Genomic DNA, 20,021 nt, shown 5'->3' with positions numbered 1-20,021 from the left:
GTATCACCTCGGCGAGAACGTCGGGAAGCACCCGTTCCCGTACCCCGCCCGCTTCTCGGACCATGCTCCGCCCCTCCACCGACTCCCGACCGCCCCACGCGGAGCACCAGCCGGTCAGGTGCCGTACCAGCGAGTAGATCCGTCGGCACCGGTCGCGGCCGTGAGGATTTCCGGCAACCGGCGACGGTCGCCCCTCCGGGCGCGCGGAGTCACAGGCCGACGTCCCGTGCCCGGAGGTCCGCCGGTGTCTCCCGGCGCACCAGGAGGCGGGCGCGGCCGTCGCGCACGGCGACCAGCGGCGGGCGGCCGACGAGGTTGTACGTGGAGGCCATCGACAGGTGGTACGCGCCGGCCACCGGTACCGCGAGCAGGTCGCCGGGGTGGGTGTCGGCGGGCAGCGGCACGTCGTCGGCCAGGACGTCACCGGCCTCGCAGTGACGGCCGACCACCGTCACGCGCTCGGCTTCGGCGGACGAGCCGCGGCCGATCAGACGCGGGGCGTACCGCACGCCGTACAGCGCGGGCCGCGGGTTGTCGCTCATGCCGCCGTCCACCGCCACGAAGGTCCGCGTGGGCGTGCGCTTCACGGCGAGGACCCGGTAGACGGCGACTCCGGCGGGGCCGGTGACGGCGCGGCCCGGTTCGATGATCAGACGCGGGACGGGGAGCCCGGCCGCCGCGCAGCTCCCGGCCAGTTCGGCGCGGACCTTGCGGGCGAGCGTGGTGAGGTCGAGGGCGGGTTCTCCCGGGCGGTAGGCGATGCCGTGGCCGCCGCCGAGGTCGAGCTCCGGGAGGGTGACCCCGTGGGAGTCCCGGATCCTGGCCATGAGGCCGACGATCCGCCGTACGGCCACCAGGTACGGCTTGACGTCCGTGATCTGCGAGCCGAGGTGGCAGTGGATTCCGGTGAGTTCGAGGGACGACTGGTCGAAAATGCGGGCGATGGCGTGCTGGGCGTGGCCGTCCCTGAGGGAGAGGCCGAACTGCTGGTCATCGGAGCCGGTACGGATCTTCCGGTGGCCGCCCGCGCTGATCCCCGGCACCACCCGGACCATGACCTTCTGGCGGCCTCCGGGGCCGACGGCGGCGGCGATCCGGGCGATCTCGGCGGGGGTGTCGATGACGATCCGGCCCACGCCGAGACGGAGTGCGGTCTCCAGGTCCTGCGGCGACTTGGCGTTGCCGTGGAGCAGGATCCGGTCGGCGGGGAAACCGGTGGTGACGGCGAGTTCCAGCTCGCCCGCGGAGCAGACGTCGAGGCCGAGTCCCTCCTCCTCGACCCAGTGGGCGAGGGCGCGGCACAGGAAGGCCTTGGCCGCGTAGTGGATCTCGGCGTCGGGGAAGGCGCTGCGGTAGGTGCGGCAGCGTTCGCGTACCTCGGCCTCGTCCAGGACGTACACGGGGGTGCAGTGGCTCTCGGCGACCTCGGCGAGGGGCACGCCGCCGACGAGGAGTCGGCCGTGGGGCTGCTCGGTGGTGGTCGCGGGCCAGACGGAGAGCGCGTCGCCGGTCGTGGTGCGGGCCGGGGCGGGGGCCGTGGAGACGGCCGCCACGGGGTGAGTGGTCACCTCTGGGTCTCCCTTCAGCTCGCGAGGACGGTCAGGGCGCGCGAGCGCGGCCGGGGGGCCGGCCGGGCCTGCGGCTGCGGCACCGGCTCACGCTGTGCCCGCGACACCGGCTGCGGCTTCGGCTGGGATTCGGGCTGCGGCAGCGGTACCGGCAGCGGCTTCGGTTCGAGCTGCGCCCGCCGTCGCGGACTGTGCGCCGACACCGGCTGCGGCTGACGCTCCGTCGCCCCGGCGGTGACCGGCGCCGGTGCCGTGAGGAGCGGGTCGATCCTCAGCTCCCGGACGTCCAGCGGCTCCAGGAGCGCCCTCAGCGCGGGCTCGGCCAGCCGGATCCAGGGCTGGTCCGCCCCCAGGACGGCCCGCAGCCTCTCCGGGTCGGTGAACGCGACGGCGGTCCGGCCGCCGACCGGCGTGCGGAACAGGCGGGTGACACAGCCGCAGGTGCCCGGCCGGACGGGGACGCAGAGGCGTCCGGCCGGGACCGGTTCCGCAGGTTCCGGGTCGTCTCCGTACAGGGCGTCCGCCATGGGTTCCTCCCGAGGAACGAAGCAGGGTCCCGGCACGGTCGCGCCGGGGTGTGTCCTCGACGCTATGCCCGGTGATCACCGCTCCCCGGTCCCTCCTGACGCCCCCCTGACGCGCGCGGGCCGCATGCATACACCCCTCTGACGCCGAGGGCCCACTCGCGACCGCGCGGCGGGCCCCTCATGGCACCGGGACCGCGCCGCGCCGCCGTCTCCATGCCGCCATCGTGGTGACTCCCCTGGCCTGTCGGCGTACCTTCCAGGGCACGGCGACGAGGGGACCCAGGCGGCGGCCGCCCGGGCTTTCCGCAGGCCAGGGCCGTGTGGATATTCCCGCGGACCCATCGGAGTTCCCATGGCACCCATTGGTTTCCTCATTGGAAAGCTCTCGCGGACAGGGCTACGTTCGAGGACATCGCCGCACCGACGGTCCCGGACCGGGGCGCTCGGTGCGCGATCACCGCCTTTCGGGCCGGACCCTGGCCCGTACCTCCCGGGAGACCCCACATGCCCAAGATCCTTTTCGTGATGACCGGCGCCGACGTCTGGACCCTGGCCGACGGTACGAAGCACCCGACCGGCTTCTGGGCCGAGGAGGCCGCCGCCCCGTACGAGGCGTTCACGGCCGCCGGGTACGAGGTCGTCGTCGCCACCCCCGGCGGTGTCGTCCCCACCGTCGACCGGAGCAGCCTCGCCCCCGAGTTCAACGGCGGACAGGAGGGCGCGGACAAGGTCGCCGCCACCCTCGCCTCGATGAGCGAGGTCCAGCGACCCCTCCGCCTCGAGGACGTGGACCTGGCCGACTACGCGGCCGTGTTCTACCCGGGCGGCCACGGCCCCATGGAGGACCTCGCCGTGGACACGACGTCCGGCGGGCTGCTGGTCGACGCCCTGAACTCGGGGAAGCCGCTGGCCGTGGTCTGCCACGGTCCGGCCGCGCTCCTCGCCGCGACGGACGCCGACGGCAAGAACGCCTTCGCCGGCTACCGGGTCGCCGCCTTCACCAACGAGGAGGAGACCCAGTCCGGCTTCGCCGACAAGGCGAAGTGGCTTCTGGAGAGCCGCCTCGTCGAGGCCGGCGTCGACGTCCAGGTCGGCGAGCCGTGGATGCCGAACGTGGTCGTCGACCGCAACCTGATCACCGGCCAGAACCCCGCCTCCTCCGCCCCGCTCGCCGCCCAGGTCCTGAAGACGCTGGGCTGACGACACCACCCACCGGGCGCCCGTACAGCGTGGCGCCCGGCCCCCCGCGACGAGCCCGGCCCGGCGCGACTCCGCCCGAGCCGGCCATAGGCGACGAGTAGGCTTCCCTCGTGAGGCATACGGATCCTGATGGCCAGGTCGGCGGGGCGCGGCCGGGCGCGGCACCCCCGGCGGACCTGAACCTGCTGCGTACCTTTCTCGCGGTCTACCGCTCCGGCTCGTTCACCGCCGCCGCCGGGCTCCTGGGCCTGTCGCAGCCCACGGTGACCACCCAGATCCGCGCCCTGGAGCGGCACACCGGGCGGGAGCTCTTCGAACGCCTGCCGCGCGGAGTCGCCCCGACCGCCGTCGCCCACGACCTGGCGACCCGTGTCGCCACGCCGCTCGACGCGCTCGCCGCCGCGACCGGCCACGAGACCGCTCCCCACGAGCGGGCCGCCCCCGTGCACCTGGCGGGCCCCGCCGAGCTGCTCTGCACCCGCGTCCTGCCGGCCCTGGCGCCGCTGACGGCCGGAGGAGTGCGGCTCCGCGTCACTCCGGGCCTCACCGAGCCGCTCCTCGACGAACTCCGCGCCGGCCGCCACGACATGGCGATCGCGACCTTCCGGCCGCGCGGGCGCGCCCTGGTGGCCGTACCGCTGATGGACGAGGAGTTCGTGCTCGTCGCCGCCCCGTTCTGGGCCGACAGGGTCACGGAGCGGCTGGCCGAGGAGGGAGCGGCGGCGCTGCACACCGTGCCCCTGATCACGTACGCGGAGGACCTGCCGATAGCCCGCCGCTACTGGCGTCATGTCTTCGGGACCCGGCTGTCCTGCCCCGCCGCCGTCACCGTCCCCGACCTGCGCGGTGTCCTGGCGGCGGTCGCCGCCGGCGCGGGTTTCACCGTGGTGCCGCGCTACCTCTGCGAGGCCGAACTGGCCTCGGGCGCCCTCGTTCCCCTCCACCTCCCGGACGACCCGCCCATCAACACGGCGTACCTCGTCCAGCGCCCGGGCCGCCCCGCGAACCCCGACGTCACCCGCGTCCGGGACCTGCTGATCGAGGCGGGACGGGGGTGGTGACGCCGGGGCGGCCACGGCCGGACGGCCGGGTCCGCCGGGGGCCGGTGGGTGTCAGCGGAGGAACGGCGCGTAGGTGTGCAGCGCGGCCTGTGTCTCCCACTGCTTCGCGGCCGGGAGCGCGGTCCCCACGGCGGCGCTCGCGACGATCAGCAGGGTCGTCGCGCTGAGGGCGAAGCGGTCGGCGGGCCCGTCGAGCGCGGTGAGCGCCAGCACGGGGATCAGGGCGACGACCGTCATGCAGAGAGCGGCGGGCAGAGCGATCCGGGACTGGACGTAGCCGATGTACTCGGCGGTCGGCCGGCCCATCCGGATTCCGGGGATGAAAAGGCCCGACCGCTCCAGGCGACGGGCGAGGTCGTCGGCGCCGGGGGCGATGCCCGCGCGGAGCCAGGCGTGCGCGAAGACGACCAGGACGTACGCGGGCAGGAGCCAGGACCCCACCGGCGCGGGGACGAGGAGCAGGAGCGACGCCGGGATCATCACGGCGAACCCGCCCTGCCCTCCCCTGACGGGCACGTACGTCGGAGTGGGCCCGAAGGCGCGGCGGCCGATCATCCGCTTGGCCTGCTGGACGGGGATGCGCCGCTCCCCCTGCACCACGGTGACGACCACCGCCGTCATGAGCACGAGGGCGAGGACGACGGCGAGCACGACGAGCGTGCCCCGGCCGCCTCCGACCTCCCGGACCGCGTCCGCGACCTGGTCGGGGACCACCGCGGCGAGTTGGGCGAGGAAGAGCATCGAGAGCCCGTCGCCGATCCCTCGGGACCTGATCAGGCCACTCAGCAGAAGGACGGCCGTCGTGCCCGCCGCCATGCAGACCACCAGGGCGACCGCCATGAGCGGGCCGTCCGCGCCGTCGTACAGCAGGCCCTGGTCCCGGGGGGCGCAGACGCCGGTGAGCGGGACGCATCCGCCGTCCCCCACCGCGGCCACCACCACCGCTCCGCACACCAGGGTCAGGAGGACCGCGAGCGCCCGGGTCAGGCGCGCGACGGCGGCGGCGCCCTGGTCGCCGGCCGCGGCGAGGAGCCGTACGCGGGGCACCAGCGGGCCGACGAGTTCCATGACCAGCCGGGCGGCGAGGAAGGGCGCGATCCCGAACGTGAGGACGGAGAGGTGCCCGAGTCCGTCGCCGGTCAGCAGTTCGACGAGCCCGTACAGGCGCTGTCCTCCCCCGTCGTGGTCCCCCGCCGACGCCTCGGCATCCGTCGGCGCGCCGGCGCGTACCCCCGGCAGGGGCAGGTTCTGCCCCAGCCGGAAGAGCGCGACGGCGAGCAGTGTCCAGAGCAACCTCTTGCGCAGCGCGGGTACGCGCAGCACTCGTGCGAGCATGACCGACTCCCCCGTCCGTCCCACTGCCACGGGGCGGACCTCCGCCCCCACCGAACGCTCGCTCCTGTTGGACACGGAGTCAACTCCCTTTCAGGGACGTGACGGAGGAGAGGCGAGGAGTTCGGGCCGTGTTCACGAGGCCGCCACCGACCCGGCGGGGCGCGGGAGGGGCCCGACCGTGCCACATGGCGCCATGCATACTTGCAATGGCGCCATTACGATGCCACCATGACCGCATGGACCCGACGCCCCACGTCGATCCCGTCCGCCATGACCACCTGGCAGCGCATGACGGCGAACCTGCCCCACGCTCGGACGCCACCGGCGCCACAGGTGGCGCCACGCTCGGCGGACCAGGACGGCGACGAGGGCGGCACGGTCGTCGCACGCGACACGTCACTCTCCTCGGAGGACACCATGCAGCACGCCCCGTCACCCCGCCCCGGGACCGGCGAGCCCGTCACGTTACCCACCGACCGCGCCGCCGGCTGCCCCTTCGACCCGCCCGCCGGACTGGCGGAGCTGCGGGAGGAACGGCCGCTGGCCCGGATGACGTACCCCGACGGGCACGTCGGCCACCTGGCCACCGGCTACTCCACGGTCCGCGCGATCATGGGGGACAGCCGCTTCAGCTCGCGGTACGAGCTGCTGCACTACCCCTTCCCCAGCGGCCCCGAAGGCCCGCTCCCGCCCGCGCCCGTCGGTGACATGACCGGGATGGACGCACCGGAGCACACCCGCTTCCGGCGGCTCCTCACCGGCAGGTTCACCGTCCGCAGGATGCGGCAGCTCTCCGACCGTGTCACGGAGATCACCACCGAGCACCTGGACGCGATGGAAAGCGGCGGGCCCGGCACCGACCTGGTCGAGGCCTTCGCCCGGCCGCTCCCCGCCCTGATCATCTGCGAGCTGCTCGGGGTGCCCTACGCCGACCGCGAGCGCTTCCAGGACCACGCCCACACCCTCATGTCCACGGACGTGACGCCGGAGGTCCAGCAGGCCGCCTTCGCCGGATTCCTGTCGTACATGGCCGAACTGGTCGCCACCAAGCGCGCCGCACCCGCCGACGACCTGCTCGGCGACCTGGCCCGGGACTCCGACCTCACCGACGAGGAACTGATCGGCGTCGGGGGCTTCCTGCTGGCCGCCGGGCTCGACACCACCACCAACATGATCGCCCACGGTACGTTCGCGCTCCTCTCCCACCCGGAGCAGGCCGAGGCCCTGCGAACGGACCCCGACCTCGCTCCCCAGGCCGTCGAGGAGCTGATGCGCTACCTGACCGTCGCCCCCACCGTGGTGAAGTCCGCTCTGGAGGACGTCGAGCTGGACGGGCAGCCGATCAGGGCGGGCGAGACCGTCACCCTCTCCCTGGAGGCCGCCAACCGGGACCCGGAGCGGTTCCCCGACCCCGACGCCCTCGACCTGCGCCGCAAGGCAACCGGCCACCTCGGCTTCGGACACGGAATCCACCAGTGCCTCGGCCAGCAACTGGCCCGCGTCCAGATGACGGTGGCCCTGCCCGCGCTGCTGAGGCGGTTCCCCACGCTGCGCCTCGCCGTGCCGGCCGAGGAGATCCCGCTGCGCACGCGGATGAACGTCTACGGCGTGCACCGGCTGCCGGTCACCTGGGACGAGGACTGATCCATGGACGTCCACATCGACCGCGACCGGTGCCTCGGGGCCGGGATGTGCGCCCTGACCGCCCCGCGCGTCTTCGACCAGGACGAGGACGAGGGCCTGGTCGTACTGCTCGACGCCCGGCCGCCGCGGGAGGACCGGGCGGCGGTGCGCGTCGCCGCCGGCGTCTGCCCGGGGTCGGTCATCACGCTCACGGAGCCGGGCCCCTCCCCCGCGTCGTGACGGTGACTCCCCTGGTCAGCCGTGTTCCTTGGACGTTCCGCCGACGCGATCGCGCGGCGCTGGTCGGGACGGCGCATTGCGGGGCTCGGAGTCGGCGGACTTGACTGCCCGCGTGAGGACCGCGCCCCCCGACCGCCGGTTCGGGCACGGGTGCGGGACCGGTGCGGAAGGACGTCCATGACATCCCTGCTCGACGGCTGCACACCCTGGCCCGAGGAGTTCGTCGACCGCTACTGGGCGGCGGGGCACTGGCGCGGCAACACCCTGGACAACCTGCTGCGCGGCTGGGCCCTGGACCACGGGCCGCGGACCGCGCTCGTCCACGGCGACACCCGCGTCACGTACGCGGCGCTGAACCGACGGGTGGACCGCATGGCGGCGGGATTCCGGCTGCGTGAACTCCGGCCCAGGCACCGGGTCGTCGTCCAGCTGCCGAACGTCCCCGAGTTCGTCGTCACCGTGTTCGCGCTGATGCGGGCCGGCCTGGTCCCCGTACTCTGCCCGGTCTCGCTCCGCACGCCCGCGGTCTCCCACGTCGTGCGGGTCAGCCAGGCCGTCGGCTACGTCGGCCCGTCGACGTACCAGGGCTTCGACCACGCGGCGATGGCCAGGGAGATCGCGGCCGGAGGTCCTTTCCTGCGGCGGGTGTTCACCCTTGAGGCGCCGGGCGCCTCGTCCCCGTACGGCGGATTCACCGCCGACGCCTCCGGGTGCCTCTCCTTCCCGCTGGGCTCCGTCGACTCCCCGCCCGGGCCGACGCTCGCGCAGAGCGCCGACCAGGTGGCCCTCCTGATGCTCTCCGGCGGCACGACGGCGGCGCCCCGGCTCGTTCCGCGCACCCACAACGACTACACCTGTCAAGTGCGGGCCGCCGCCGAGCTCGTGTCGCTGACCCAGGACGACGTGTACCTGGCCGCGCTGCCGGCCGAATCCCCGTTCGCCCTCGGCTGCCCCGGCATCGTCGGCGCCCTCTCCGTCGGCGGCACCGTCGTCCTGGCCGAGGACCCGGCACCCGCCGCATGCCTGCGGACCGTCGCCCGCGAACGGGTCACCCTGACCTCCGTGACGCCGGCCGTCGCCGACCGCTGGCTCGACGCCCTGCCCACGACCGGGGCCGACGTGAGCAGTCTGCGGCTCGTCCAGATCGTCGGCGCGCCCGCGCCCCGGGCGACGGCCGAACGGATCGGCACCGAACTGGGCTGCCGCCCGCAGCAGGTCCACGGCGCGCCCGAGGGACTGCTGACCCTCACCCGGCCGGACGATCCGGACGAGACCGTGCTCACCACCCAGGGCCGCCCCCTCTCGCCCGACGACGAGATCCGCCTCGTCGGCGCCGGCGGCGAGGAGGTGCCCGAAGGTGAACCCGGCGAACTCCTCGTCCGCGGCCCGTACACCCCGCGGGGCTACTACCGGGCATCCGACCACGACGCGCGCGCCTTCACCGCGGACGGCTACTTCCGCACCGGCGACCTCGTACGGCGCACCCCGGACGGCGATCTGGTGGTGACCGGGCGGCTCGGGGACGCCTCCCGGCTGCCCGAGTACGAGGATCGGTCCGGCGCCTGACGGGCGGGCGGGCCCCCCGTCGCGCCCGTGACGGCGAGAGCGGGCCGATCCGTCCGGATCACGACGGGCAGGGCGGGCCGTCGTGCCTGGTGATCCGCACGTGACCTACGCCGTCGCACGACGGACCAAGGTGCCGGAGGCGGCGCTCTCGCGCCCTTGGGCCCCGGGCAGCCAGTTCGCGACGGGCCGCTGCGAACGGACCCGAGGCCATGGCTCGGACACCCGGCACCGCACGGCAAATTACCCCGTCACAATCCTTTTTCCCGCCGAACGGCATCGACGGCACGGCGTGTGATCAACAGCCGGTGGTCCATGCCAGTCTGCTCGGGCACGAAGTGGCTTGGAGCCGGAGGTACACCGCCCATGGCGGCGAACAACAACCCCACCGTCACAGGACGACGACTGGGAGCAGAGCTGCGCCGGCTCCGTCGGGACAGCGGCCTGACCGGCACGCAGGTGGCGGCGCGACTGCTGATCTCCCAGGCCAAGGTCAGTCATATGGAGACCGGCCGCCGTGCCGTCAGCCCCCGTGACGTGCGCGACCTCTGCAGGCTCTACGGTGTCGCCGAACAGCCTGTCGTCGACCGACTGACAGCGCTGGCCAGGGAGACGACCCGGCAGGGCTGGTGGCATGCCTACGGCGACATTCCCCACAGCGTCTACGTCGAGCTGGAGGCGGTCGCCTCCTCCATTCGCTCGTACGAGTCCATGGTGGTCCCCGGCCTGCTGCAGACCCCCGCCTACGCTGCCTCGATCATCGAGGAAACGATCCCTCTGCTCACGGTGGACCAGGCCGCCGCGCAGCTGAAGGTGCGACTTCGCCGTCAGTACCGGATCTACGATCCCGCCCGCCGGTTGCACCTGCGGGTCGTCCTGGACGAATCAGCCCTGCGCCGTGTCGTCGGCAGCCGGGAGATCATGCGCGAGCAACTGGAGCACCTGCACGCGCTGAGCACCGAGCCCCACATCGCTGTGCACGTCCTTCCTCACAGCGCAGGCGCTCACCCGGGCCTCTCGGGACAGTTCTCCGTCCTGGAGTTCCCCGACAGCCGCGAGGCGGTGGTGTACGTGGAGCGGTTCACCAGCGGCCTCTGCCTGGACAAGCCGTCCGACGTGCGGCAGTACGGCGTGACTCACGCCCACCTGACGGCCCGGGCCCTCACCCCGGAGCGCAGCCGTCACCTCCTCACCGACGCCATCAAGGCCTCCACAGCATGAGCACCGGGGGACGGCGCTCCAGGCTCTGACGGCGACCGGTACGCCACCAGGCGGAATCGCGGGCAACCGCCCGAGCACATGGACACGATCGACAGGGCTCCGTGCGGTGCGCCACGCCCACTCGGCGAAGTTCCTGATTTAACCCGGTCGGCCGTACATCCGTGTTCGCATCGGATCCGGTTCTCTGGACAGATGTGCGGAGCCCGCGCGTGTGAGCCGACCAGGTCCACTCATCAAGTGGCGTTCCGGATCACCGACAGCGGAAGGTCGCATATTTTCATCCCGCCCGGTGAATTCGAATGTGTTTATATCAATCCCCCCTCTCCGTTCCTCCTCGGCGTTGGTGCGTGGAAATTCCTGCGTAATATGCGGCGACAGCTAGAAGGCTTTCCGGGTGATCGGTAGGGCCCGGCAGGCCATGGCCCCCCACAGAAATTGGCCTCTTGATGAAGCTGCACATCCCTCGAACAACTCAGCGTCGCCTTATGTCCGGCGGGCTGGCTTCGGCCCTCGCCGCGACGGTCGCGGGCGTCATGGTAGCCGTGACCTCGACACAGGCACTGGCCATCGCGACGCCCGTGCCCCTGGGCACCACCGCCGGCTACTCCGTCCTGGCGGGCCAGGGAGTCACCAACACCGGCAACTCGGTGCTCGACCACGACCTTGGGACGCACCCGAACCCGGCCATCACCGGATTCCCGCCCGGCCTGGTACTCGGCGCGGTGCACCCCGCGGATGCCGCGGCCGCCCAGGCCAAGAGTGATCTGATCGTGGCGTACAACAACGCGGCCGGCCAATTGACGGGCCAGGCACCGGACTTCCCGCTCGCCGCGGGAATCGGCGGCGGTCAGGAACTGCTTCCCGGCGTCCACAGGGCCACCTCCGGTGTCGGCCTCACCGGTGACCTGATCCTGAACGCCGGAGGGAACCCCAACGCGGTCTGGGTCTTCCAGATCCCCGAAGCCCTGACGACGGCCTCCAGCAGCCGGATCCTCCTCACGAACGGCGCCTCGCCGTGCAACGTCTACTGGCAGATCGGGAGTTCGGCGACCCTCGGCACCACCTCCACCTTCGTGGGCACCATCATGGCGCTGACCTCGATCTTCGTGAACCAGGGGGCGAGCGTCGAGGGCCGGGCGCTGGCCCGTAACGGCGAGGTGACGCTCAACAACAACAGGATCTTCCTCGGCGGGTGCGCCACCGGTGGAACGACGACCGGAACGACGACCGGCACAACGACCGGGACGACGACCGGGACGACGACCGGCACGACGACCGGCACGACGACCGGCACCACTCTGGGCCTGATCGGCGGCAGCCTCATCGGCGGCCCGAGCGTCAACCTGGTCGGCGGCGGCACCTCCGGGAACATCGCCGGCAACACCTCCGGGAACACCGCGGGCAACACCGCCGGGAACACCACGGGCGGAGACACGTCGGGCAACACCGCCGGAAACACGACCGGCGGGTCCATCACCGGGGGGAACGTCGCCGGTGCGAACGGCGGCAAGCCCGGCGGGCCGGGCCACGGCGACAAGCCCGACCACGGCCGGCCGAACCACGGCGGACCCGACCACGGGCCCGACCACGGCGGACCCGACCACGGGCCCGACCACGGCGGACCCGACCACGGGCCCGAGCACGGCGGACCCGGCAACGGACACGGCGAGGGCCCCGGCAAGCCGGGTCACGGTGAGCACCCCGCCGGGCACTACGGCTACGCCGACAAGCCTGCGGGCCATGAAGGCCACGAGGGCTAGACAGCAGGCTGCACGAAGCCCGTTCACCGGGTGCCGGTGCGCGGCGGAATCCTCATCGAATCCGCCGCGCACCGCGTGCCCGGTGCGCGTCGCGGAGACCTCAGGCGTGAACAGCACATACGAGAAGGACAGGGTGGGCGGTGTCGCGGACAACCGATTCAGCGGCGGTGAAGGAACTTCGGCAGTCCGATTCCGAAACGGCCCCCTGGCCACGAGATGACGGGACGATCCCCCCGGACAGATGGCCCCTGGCCGCTCGCGCGCTGAGAACGGGGCTGTACACCACCGTCGTCCTGTGTCTGGTGACGACGGTGGTCCACGTCGTCATGGTGTTCCTTCACGTGGCCCCGCCCAACCCCGTGTCGAAGCGGTACGGCCCACAGGTCAACGGATGGGTGTACCCCTTCTTCGAACAGAATTGGCGGCTCTTCGCCCCGGATCCCGATTCCTTCAACCGGCAGGTCCTGGCGAGAACCGCACACACGGATTCCGACGGAAACGTGCGGGTGAGCCCTTGGCTCGATCTCACCGCCGCGGACAATTCCGCTGTCGAGAACTCCGCTTTCCCGAGCCACACGGCTCAGAACCTTCTGCGCCGCGCCTGGAGCTCCTACGTGGATACTCACGGAGGAAGCGACACGGCGCGCTCGGAAAGGGCTCGGATGCTGCAGAAGTATCTGAGCAACATCGCCAGGGACCGCACCGCCGACCACAACGGCGCCGACGCGTTCGAGTTCATCCAGCTCCGTGTCGTCACGCTGCCCATCGCTCCCCCCGGCACGGCCGGGGGCCGCAAGCCGGTGCCCACCGAGGACCGGCTCCTGCCCTGGTGGAAGGTGACCTCCCGTGGAAACTGAGCAGGCCCCCCGAGTCCCCCCGAAGGCAGCCGCACCACACGGCGCCGCGGACCGGGAGACGTCACTCGCCGCCCTGGCCCACCGATGGCTCTCCGACCGGATCGGCGCTCTGTGGGCACTTCTCACCGCCCGGCCGCTGTCCCTGTACGCCACCGCGGTTCTGCGCATCGGCTACGGGCTGCTCTACCTGATCTTCCTGCTCCGCGAGTTCCCGCACCGTGACGAGATCTGGGGCCCCGGCTCTCCCTGGACGCCCGCGCTGGCGGAACAGCTCTTCGATCAGACGGGCTGGAACAGCGTTCTGGTCCTGTCCGAGAGCCGCGTGTACTTCGAACTCTGCTACGTGATGGCCCTCGTCACGTCGATGCTGTTCACGCTGGGCTGGCGGACCCGCCTCATGTCCGTCCTCTTCGCCGTCATGGTGGTCTCGTTCCACGCGAGGGCGATCTTCATGACGGACGGGGGCGACAACCTGATCCTGCTGATGTCGCTGTATCTCGTTCTCACCGCGTGCGGTCGGCGCTGGTCCCTGGACGCCCGCAGAAAAGGGCTCAGGGCGGCTCGCGCGGCCCACGCTCCGCAGCCGGCGAAGGGCTTCCACGCACAGCGACTCTCGGACGCCTGGGTCACGTTGACCACGGTTGTACACAACTGCGGCGTCTTCGTCATCGCCGCACAGGTCTGCTTCCTCTACGGATCGGCCGGTCTGTACAAGGTCCAGGGTTCCACCTGGGGCGGCGGCACCGCTCTCCACTACGCGCTGAACCTCGAACTGTTCCAGCCCTGGCCCCTGCTCTCCCACCTCGTGGACGCGTTCCCCACGGTGATCGCGATCGCCAGTTACGTGACGGTCCTCGTGCAGGTCGCCTTCCCGTTCGTGCTCTTCGGCAGGCTCAAGTATCCCGTTCTGGCCGTACTGCTCGGCATGCACATCGGTATCGCCGTTCTCATGGGGCTGCCCCTCTTCTCCGGCGCCATGATCGTCGCGGACGCCGTCTTCCTCCCCGACCGCTTCTACACCGTCCTGCCTCGCCTGTGGCGAGGCGCGGTACAGCGCACCGGGGCGCGGCGGCCCGAACCCGGCCGAGCGGCGGAGTCGGCATCCGTACCCGTGCAGGGCGGACCAGAGGCACCCGCCCCTCAACATCGGGCCGTTCCGGGGAGGTAGATACGCCGACGCTGCCGCCGGACGCGGACCGTCCGGAGTTCGCGGGTCGACGTACTCAACTCCGCAGGTACGAAGCTCCGTTGAGGTCGAGAATCGTGCCGGACGACCATTCCGCCACGGGAGAGGCGAACCACAGCACCGCCGCCGCGATCTCTGCGGGGTCGGCCACCCGGCCGAAGGGGCTCTGGGAGCGGATCGCGGCTCCCTCGGGCCCCTCCAGCCGGGACGAGACACGCTCCGTGGCGAAGAATCCGGGTGCCACCGAGGCGACGGCGATCCGGTACGGGGCGAGCGAGACCGCCAGCGACTGCCCGAGCGCGTGGACAGCGGCCTTGGTCGCCCCGTAGGCCGGGTGGTCGGGTTCGCCTCGGAAGGCGCCCCGGGAGCCGATGTTGACGATCCGGCCGCCCGAACCCTGGTCGATCATCCGCCGCGCCGCGAGATGGCTCAGGTTCGCGGTGGCCAGCAGGTTCACGGACACGTGACGCTGCCATACCGCCACCCACTCCTCGTACGGGGTCTCGGCGAGGGGGTGGCGGAGGTTCACGGCGGCGTTGTTGACCAGCACGTCGATCCCGCCCAACTCCTCGGCGACAGCGTCGACCACGGCCACGGCCCCCTCCGGGTCCGCGAGGTCCCCTCCGATCAGGGTGTGCCCCGTCCCGTCAAGGGAGTCGAGGGTCGCACGGGCGTCCTCGGCGCGCGACCCGTAGTGGACGGCGACCCGGTCGCCGTTGGCGGCGAAAGCCTGGGCGACCGCCCGACCCAGGCCCCGGGAGGCGCCGCTGACGAGGACGCGACGGCCTGATGCGGGCAGGTTCATGCGGGTGCCTTCCGTTCGGGGTACGTACCGCCAGGCATTCTGCACCCCTGCCGCCGTGCCCCCGGGGAGCCGGTTCCGTCATCGGGCCGGGGCGTCGGTCCGGGCTACGGCTCCGGGGCCCGCGGGCCTCGGCCCGGGGCGCGGGCCTCGGATCAGACGACCGTCAGGACGATCTTCCCCGTGGTGCGGCCCCGCTCTCCGATCGCATGGGCCTTCGCCGCTTCGGCGAGCGGCAGGACGAGGTCGACCACCGGCCTCAGCTTTCCGTCCTCCACCAGGGCCGCGATCTCACGCAGGCCGAGGTGATCGGGTTCGACCAGGACCCAGGCCGCCCGCACACCGTCCGGAGCGGCGGGGACGTCGTCCGGGCCCGGCAGGGTGATCAGCCTGCCACCGTCGCGGAGGACCTTCAGGGAGCGCTCGGCCGTCTCCCCTCCGAGGGCGTCCAGCACCACGTCCACCTCGGAGACGACGTCCTCGAAGCGGGCCTCCCGGTAGTCGACCATCTCGTCCGCACCGAGCTCCCCCACCAGGTCGTGCTTGGCGGCACTGGCGGTGCCGATGACGTACGCCCCGCGCGCCTTGGCGATCTGCACGGCCAGATGTCCGACCCCACCCGCGGCGGCGTGCACCAGCACCCGTTCCCCGGGGCGGACGTCGGCGGTGTCGACGAGGGCCTGCCAGGCGGTCAGCGCGGCCAGCGGCAGCGCGGCGGCCTCCACATGGGTCAGGGAGGCGGGCTTGGGGGCGAGGTGCCGGGCCGGGGCCACCACGTACTCGGCGTATCCGCCGGCCTGCCGGGGGAACAGCGGCATGCCGAAGACCTCGTCGCCGGGCCGGAAGATCCCCACGCCGGGGCCCACGGCCTCCACCGTGCCCGACACGTCCCAGCCGACGGCCGGGACGGCGCCCCACTCGATGAGGGCCCCACCGGCCCGGGTCTTCCAGTCCACCGGGTTCACTCCGGCCGCGTGGACCCGCACCAGGACCTCGTTGAGGCCGGGCTCGGGGCGCTCCACGTCGCGCTCGACCAGGTTCTCGGGTCCGCCCCACTGCTCCACGACCACCGCACGCATGCTGTCCGCCTCATTCCTTCTCGTTCCGCACGCCCCCGGAACCCTTCCGGCGGCGACGAGTCCACGATCCGGTACCCGGGTCTCACACGGTGTTGGCTGTCTGGCCAGTATGTGTCAGGATCTGGCCAGGAGTGGAAGGGTGGCCGGATGCCGGAGAACGAGCGGGAAAAGAAGCGGGCGACACCGCACGGGGTCGCCGTGCTCGCGCTGCCCGGGGTACCTCCGTTCGAACTCGGCATCCCCTCCCGGGTGTTCGGCAGCGCCGTTGACGCGGAAGGCCACCCTCTGTACGAGGTCACGATCTGCACGGCCGACGGCGCCCCCGTGCTCAGCGACGCGGGCTTCACCGTGCAGCCCGCGGCCGGACCCGAGGCCCTCACCGCCGCGGACACCGTGGTGGTGCCGCCGACGCACGCCATGCCCGAACTCGGTCTGGGCGGCCCGCTGTCGCCGGAGGTCGCCGCCGCCATCGCCGGCATCCGGCCGGGCACCCGCCTGGTGTCCATCTGCACGGGCTCCTACGTCCTCGCCGCCGCCGGCCTCCTCGACGGACGGCCGGCCACCACCCACTGGAACCTGGCGCCCGAGTTCCGCCGGGCCTTCCCCCAGGTCAAGGTCGACGAGGACGTCCTCTTCGTGGACGACGGGGATGTGCTGACCTCCGCGGGCGTCGCGGCGGGTGTCGACCTGTGCCTGCACATGATCCGCCGCGACCACGGCGCCGCGGCCGCGAACCGCGCCGCCCGTATGTGTGTCGTGCCTCCCTGGCGGGACGGCGGGCAGGCGCAGTTCATCGACCGGCCCGTCCCGGAGGTCGCCGTGGCCAGCACCACCGCCACCCGGGCCTGGGCCCTGGAACACCTCGCGGAACCGCTCACCCTCGCCCGGCTCGCCGAGCACGCCCGTATGAGCCTGCGGTCCTTCACCCGCCGGTTCCGCGACGAGGCCGGCATGACCCCCGTGCAGTGGCTCACGGCACAGCGCCTCGAACTGGCCAAGCAGCTGCTGGAGACGACCGAGCTCCCCGTGGACCTCGTCGCCCATCGCGCCGGGCTCGGCTCCGGGAACTCCCTGCGCGCCCACATGCGGGCGGCCTTCGGCACCTCTCCCGCCGCCTACCGCCGCGCCTTCGGCACCGGCGCACCGCGGGGCCCGGGAACGGAGGGGGAACAGCAGAGGTGAAAGGGCGCCCGACCGCGGGGTCCGGTCGGGCGCCCTGCTCCCCGGGTGCCGGTCAGGGCACGTCCATCCCGCCTCCGGGTGCCTGTCAGGGCACGTCCGTCACGGGGGCGGTCAGAACGCGAAGGCCGCCCCACCGTTCAGGGTGACCCCCATGGCGCACGAGTTGGCGAAGGTGTACCGCCACGAGGCGCGCGCCCCCTCCCATACGCCGTCCACGGTGACGGTGACGGGGTCGAAGTGCTGCGGACACATGCGGTCCGGGTTCGGGGAGGCCAGCAGCCCGTCGAAGGTGCCGCCCAGGGAGGTCGCCTTGAGTTCGGCACAGGCGGCTTCGGGGTCGGGGTGCGTTCCCTCGGCGGTCGGCGCGCAGCTGAGCGTGACCGCGCGCAGGACGGTGGACGAGCTCACGTCGGCGCCCTTGCCGATGCTCAGCACGACGGCGGAGGGCGCGTACAGGCTGTCGGTCCCGGCTTCCGCGACACCGGAGGTGGCGGCGGCACAGAGGAGAGCGGACGCGGAGACCGCAGCGAAACGACGAAACACGAGGGACACTCACTTTCGATTCGAAGAGTTGAAGCGGCATCTACCTTCCGATCGCCGCCCCGCTTGCGCTTCGGAGTGTGTCTGACACGCAGAGCGACCGCACCTTCGCCGTCGCTATCCGGACACGCGCGCCCGCATGCCGGTGATCGAAAGAATGTTCAGCAGGTCAGGACCGCCGTCCGCGCCCCCGGACCGCCCCCCGCGCTCCTCCCTCCCGGGCGCCACGGCGGCTCTCGGCCTGGCCAAGGACACGTCAGGTTTACCGAACGGTCGTTCAGTACGACCGATTAACGATGCTCACGTCACCGAGGCGCATCCATGGCCGGGCCCCTGCCCGCCCAGGAGTCGCGGCTCGGGCATTCCGGGTTGGCTGCGTGCCTCAAGGGCCCTGGAGGGCCACGGTCAGCTGGGAGACCTTGACGGCCTTGGCGTTGCTGTCGACCGTGTAGATGCCGCCCTTGTCGCCGACGCCGTACAGCTTGCCGTTCTGGACGCGGAAGTCGATCCCGACCAGCTTGCCGTCGCCCTGGAGGCCGTTGATCTTGCCGAGGGACCAGCTCCGGGCCGGGTCGTGGACGTCGAAGCCGACGAGGCGCTGGTCCGAGGTCAGACCCACGCTGATCAGAGCGGCACGTCGAGTACGCACAACAGGGCTCCGGTCGGTTTGCGAGCCTCCACCGTGAGGCACGTCTGCCGCATCCTTCGACGCCCCGCAAGGCGGAGATGCCCGCCCTACGCGACAACCCCTCCAACAGCCCGCAAAAGTCCTAGCGCCACGCCCACCCGCCAACCAATCGCCGCTTCCGGCCGACCCTCTTCCCCGCTGCCCGTCACGCGGTAGATGTCGCGGCCCACTCCACACGTGTCGTCACCGGACGATCACGTGTCCTCTGGTGGATGGCATACCTGGCGAGCGCCGGCCTGTGCGGCATCCGCGTGGGACGGATTCCAGAGCCGGTCGGCTTCACCGCGGGCGACATGGTCCTCGTAGATTCGCACTTTGTGCCGCATCACGTCCAGGGTGTCCCGCAGCTCGCGGATCTGCGTCTCCACATGGTTTTCGTGTTGGCGCAGCAGCTGAAGGCGCTCGTGTTCGTTGCCCGGACCCTGACGGGCCAGCTCGATGTACTGCCTGATCATCGCCAGGGACATGCCGGAGGAGCGTAGCTTCGTGCAGATGGCCAGCCACTCCAGGTCTTCCTCGTGATAGATCCGGCGGCCGTTGGGCAGGCGGCGCACCGGGTTGGCGAACAGGCCCTCCCGCTCGTAGAACCGCAGCGCGTGCACGCTCAGCCCACTGCGTCGTGCCACCTCACCGATGCCCAGGTCCATGAACGTCCCTCCCTCACATAGCTGTTGATCTAGACACGACTCTAGGTTCTAGCGTCGGGTTGTCGGCCCATCGGGCCATCGGAACTGGGGAGAACATGAGCGTTTGGTTTGTCACCGGGGCATCGCGAGGGCTTGGCGCGGAAATCACTCGGGAGGCGCTGGACCGAGGGCATGGCGTGATCGCTACGGCGAGGGATGCCTCAGCGGTGCTCCGGACGTACCCGCAGGAGCCGGACGGACTGCTGGCGGTGAACGCTGACGTGACCGAGCCGGAGCAGCTGATGGCTGCGGTGGAGGCCGGCCTGGCGAAATTCGGCAGGATCGACATCGTGGCCAACAACGCCGGTTACGGCCTCATCGGCGCGATCGAGGAGGTCTCCGACGAAGCCGCCCGGGCATTGTTCGACGTCAACGTCTTCGGCGTGCTCAACACGTTGCGCGCGACCCTGCCGGTGTTGCGCGCCCAGCGGACCGGACACGTCCTGAACATCGGCTCCGTGGGCGGCTTCGCCACCGCTCCGGCGGCGGGCTTGTACGGCGCGTCGAAGTTCGCCCTCGAGGGCATCTCCGAGGCGCTGCACGGCGAGCTGGCCCCGCTCGGCGTCCGCGTCACGATCGTGGAGCCGGGCGGGTTTCGCACCGACTTCCTCAGCGACTTGAGCATGCGGGTCGAACCGGCCTCCATCGCTGACTACGTCGCCGGCGCGGGACCGGTGCGCAAGGCACTGGCTGAGCACGACGGCCGCCAGCCAGGCGATCCGGTGAAGGCGGCGAAGGCCATCGTCGACATCACCGAGGTCGCCGAGCCGCCGCTGCGCCTGCAGCTGGGGGCGGACGCGATCGAGCGCGTCGAGGCGAAACTGGATCTGGTGCGACGCGAACTCGACCAATGGCGCCACGTAGCCCTCTCCACCGGAGCCTGAGCGGCCACCCTCCTACCAG

Annotated in this window: 18 protein-coding genes and 1 pseudogene; 11 read left to right on the top strand and 8 right to left on the bottom strand. The window is 71.9% G+C overall.

Going from position 1 to position 20,021, the window contains the following annotated elements; translation table 11 throughout:
- Window positions 1-209: 209 nt before the first annotated feature.
- A complete protein-coding gene (gene lysA / locus ACRRSS_RS15370) occupies window positions 210-1,553 on the bottom strand; it encodes a diaminopimelate decarboxylase (RefSeq protein ID WP_435975344.1) in 1,344 nt (447 codons plus the stop codon).
- A gap of 29 nt (window positions 1,554-1,582) precedes the next feature.
- Complete coding sequence (locus ACRRSS_RS15365; RefSeq protein ID WP_435971769.1) at window positions 1,583-2,095, bottom strand: SAV_915 family protein; 513 nt, start codon at window positions 2,093-2,095, stop codon at window positions 1,583-1,585.
- Between the two features lie 504 nt (window positions 2,096-2,599).
- On the opposite strand from ACRRSS_RS15365, the gene ACRRSS_RS15360 reads away from it, so the two are divergent.
- Together ACRRSS_RS15360 and ACRRSS_RS15355 are read left to right on the top strand one after the other, a co-directional pair.
- Window positions 2,600-3,295 (top strand): type 1 glutamine amidotransferase domain-containing protein, encoded by a 696-nt coding sequence (locus ACRRSS_RS15360; protein ID WP_435971768.1) that lies wholly within the window; start codon window positions 2,600-2,602, stop codon window positions 3,293-3,295.
- A 110-nt stretch (window positions 3,296-3,405) separates the two neighbouring features.
- Complete coding sequence (locus ACRRSS_RS15355; protein ID WP_435971767.1) at window positions 3,406-4,356, top strand: LysR family transcriptional regulator; 951 nt, start codon at window positions 3,406-3,408, stop codon at window positions 4,354-4,356.
- Between the two features lie 51 nt (window positions 4,357-4,407).
- Here ACRRSS_RS15355 and ACRRSS_RS15350 read toward each other — a convergent pair whose 3' ends face one another.
- Window positions 4,408-5,691, bottom strand: coding sequence for a preprotein translocase subunit SecY (locus tag ACRRSS_RS15350; protein ID WP_435971766.1), 1,284 nt, complete (start codon window positions 5,689-5,691; stop codon window positions 4,408-4,410).
- Window positions 5,692-6,108: 417 nt separating this feature from the next.
- On the opposite strand from ACRRSS_RS15350, the gene ACRRSS_RS15345 reads away from it, so the two are divergent.
- From ACRRSS_RS15345 to ACRRSS_RS15315, 7 genes are all read left to right on the top strand, one after another.
- Window positions 6,109-7,335 carry a cytochrome P450 gene (locus ACRRSS_RS15345; RefSeq protein WP_435975343.1) on the top strand — a complete coding sequence of 409 codons (1,227 nt, stop codon included), beginning with the start codon at window positions 6,109-6,111 and terminating at the stop codon, window positions 7,333-7,335.
- 3 nt (window positions 7,336-7,338) lie between these two features.
- A complete protein-coding gene (locus ACRRSS_RS15340) occupies window positions 7,339-7,554 on the top strand; it encodes a ferredoxin (RefSeq protein WP_435971765.1) in 216 nt (71 codons plus the stop codon).
- Window positions 7,555-7,731: 177 nt separating this feature from the next.
- A complete protein-coding gene (locus ACRRSS_RS15335; protein ID WP_435971764.1) occupies window positions 7,732-9,120 on the top strand; it encodes an AMP-binding protein in 1,389 nt (462 codons plus the stop codon).
- Window positions 9,121-9,483: 363 nt separating this feature from the next.
- The gene (locus tag ACRRSS_RS15330; RefSeq protein ID WP_435971763.1) at window positions 9,484-10,338 is read left to right on the top strand and encodes a helix-turn-helix domain-containing protein; all 855 of its coding nucleotides are present in this window, start codon (window positions 9,484-9,486) and stop codon (window positions 10,336-10,338) included.
- 446 nt (window positions 10,339-10,784) lie between these two features.
- Window positions 10,785-12,098, top strand: coding sequence for an ice-binding family protein (locus ACRRSS_RS15325; protein ID WP_435971762.1), 1,314 nt, complete (start codon window positions 10,785-10,787; stop codon window positions 12,096-12,098).
- Between the two features lie 326 nt (window positions 12,099-12,424).
- Complete coding sequence (locus tag ACRRSS_RS15320) at window positions 12,425-12,955, top strand: DUF5819 family protein (protein WP_435975342.1); 531 nt, start codon at window positions 12,425-12,427, stop codon at window positions 12,953-12,955.
- Window positions 12,945-14,123 carry an HTTM domain-containing protein gene (locus ACRRSS_RS15315; protein WP_435971761.1) on the top strand — a complete coding sequence of 393 codons (1,179 nt, stop codon included), beginning with the start codon at window positions 12,945-12,947 and terminating at the stop codon, window positions 14,121-14,123. The genes ACRRSS_RS15320 and ACRRSS_RS15315 overlap by 11 nt, the downstream gene beginning before the upstream one ends.
- A 55-nt stretch (window positions 14,124-14,178) precedes the next feature.
- Here the strand turns inward: ACRRSS_RS15315 and ACRRSS_RS15310 are convergent, their stop codons facing one another.
- Window positions 14,179-14,946, bottom strand: coding sequence for an SDR family NAD(P)-dependent oxidoreductase (locus ACRRSS_RS15310; RefSeq protein ID WP_435971760.1), 768 nt, complete (start codon window positions 14,944-14,946; stop codon window positions 14,179-14,181).
- A gap of 152 nt (window positions 14,947-15,098) precedes the next feature.
- Window positions 15,099-16,022 carry an NADP-dependent oxidoreductase gene (locus tag ACRRSS_RS15305; protein ID WP_435971759.1) on the bottom strand — a complete coding sequence of 308 codons (924 nt, stop codon included), beginning with the start codon at window positions 16,020-16,022 and terminating at the stop codon, window positions 15,099-15,101.
- 147 nt (window positions 16,023-16,169) lie between these two features.
- On the opposite strand from ACRRSS_RS15305, the gene ACRRSS_RS15300 reads away from it, so the two are divergent.
- Window positions 16,170-17,204, top strand: coding sequence for a GlxA family transcriptional regulator (locus ACRRSS_RS15300; protein ID WP_435971758.1), 1,035 nt, complete (start codon window positions 16,170-16,172; stop codon window positions 17,202-17,204).
- A 111-nt stretch (window positions 17,205-17,315) separates the two neighbouring features.
- Here the strand turns inward: ACRRSS_RS15300 and ACRRSS_RS15295 are convergent, their stop codons facing one another.
- From ACRRSS_RS15295 to ACRRSS_RS15285, 3 genes and pseudogenes are all read right to left on the bottom strand, one after another.
- Window positions 17,316-17,747: a subtilase-type protease inhibitor gene (locus ACRRSS_RS15295; protein ID WP_435975341.1), complete on the bottom strand. Its 432-nt coding sequence runs from the start codon at window positions 17,745-17,747 to the stop codon at window positions 17,316-17,318.
- 385 nt (window positions 17,748-18,132) lie between these two features.
- Window positions 18,133-18,393, bottom strand: a pseudogene (locus tag ACRRSS_RS15290) (DUF4394 domain-containing protein); the annotation flags it as partial.
- Between the two features lie 233 nt (window positions 18,394-18,626).
- Window positions 18,627-19,079 carry a MerR family transcriptional regulator gene (locus ACRRSS_RS15285; RefSeq protein ID WP_435971757.1) on the bottom strand — a complete coding sequence of 151 codons (453 nt, stop codon included), beginning with the start codon at window positions 19,077-19,079 and terminating at the stop codon, window positions 18,627-18,629.
- Window positions 19,080-19,174: 95 nt separating this feature from the next.
- Between ACRRSS_RS15285 and ACRRSS_RS15280 the strand changes: the two genes are divergently transcribed.
- Entirely contained in the window at window positions 19,175-20,002 is an 828-nt protein-coding gene (locus tag ACRRSS_RS15280; protein WP_435971756.1) for an oxidoreductase, read from the top strand.
- Window positions 20,003-20,021: the final 19 nt, after the last annotated feature.

The sequence above is a fragment of the Streptomyces sp. Qhu_M48 genome (assembly GCF_051305195.1).
Taxonomy (GTDB): domain Bacteria; phylum Actinomycetota; class Actinomycetes; order Streptomycetales; family Streptomycetaceae; genus Streptomyces.
Note: the sequence above shows the minus strand (reverse complement) of the source record. Positions and strands in the feature narration are given on the sequence as shown.

Bases quoted from the DNA above. Each gene is read 5' to 3' on its own strand.
- ACRRSS_RS15305 (WP_435971759.1), bottom strand. From the start codon at position 16,022: ATGCGTGCGGTGGTCGTGGAGCAGTGGGGCGGACCCGAGAACCTGGTC.
- ACRRSS_RS15330 (WP_435971763.1), top strand. From the start codon at position 9,484: ATGGCGGCGAACAACAACCCCACCGTCACAGGACGACGACTGGGAGCA.
- ACRRSS_RS15320 (WP_435975342.1), top strand. From the start codon at position 12,425: ATGGTGTTCCTTCACGTGGCCCCGCCCAACCCCGTGTCGAAGCGGTAC.
- ACRRSS_RS15345 (WP_435975343.1), top strand. From the start codon at position 6,109: ATGCAGCACGCCCCGTCACCCCGCCCCGGGACCGGCGAGCCCGTCACG.
- ACRRSS_RS15360 (WP_435971768.1), top strand. From the start codon at position 2,600: ATGCCCAAGATCCTTTTCGTGATGACCGGCGCCGACGTCTGGACCCTG.
- ACRRSS_RS15350 (WP_435971766.1), bottom strand. From the start codon at position 5,691: ATGCTCGCACGAGTGCTGCGCGTACCCGCGCTGCGCAAGAGGTTGCTC.
- ACRRSS_RS15310 (WP_435971760.1), bottom strand. From the start codon at position 14,946: ATGAACCTGCCCGCATCAGGCCGTCGCGTCCTCGTCAGCGGCGCCTCC.
- ACRRSS_RS15280 (WP_435971756.1), top strand. From the start codon at position 19,175: ATGAGCGTTTGGTTTGTCACCGGGGCATCGCGAGGGCTTGGCGCGGAA.
- ACRRSS_RS15340 (WP_435971765.1), top strand. From the start codon at position 7,339: ATGGACGTCCACATCGACCGCGACCGGTGCCTCGGGGCCGGGATGTGC.
- ACRRSS_RS15300 (WP_435971758.1), top strand. From the start codon at position 16,170: ATGCCGGAGAACGAGCGGGAAAAGAAGCGGGCGACACCGCACGGGGTC.
- ACRRSS_RS15285 (WP_435971757.1), bottom strand. From the start codon at position 19,079: ATGGACCTGGGCATCGGTGAGGTGGCACGACGCAGTGGGCTGAGCGTG.
- ACRRSS_RS15335 (WP_435971764.1), top strand. From the start codon at position 7,732: ATGACATCCCTGCTCGACGGCTGCACACCCTGGCCCGAGGAGTTCGTC.
- ACRRSS_RS15325 (WP_435971762.1), top strand. From the start codon at position 10,785: ATGAAGCTGCACATCCCTCGAACAACTCAGCGTCGCCTTATGTCCGGC.
- ACRRSS_RS15365 (WP_435971769.1), bottom strand. From the start codon at position 2,095: ATGGCGGACGCCCTGTACGGAGACGACCCGGAACCTGCGGAACCGGTC.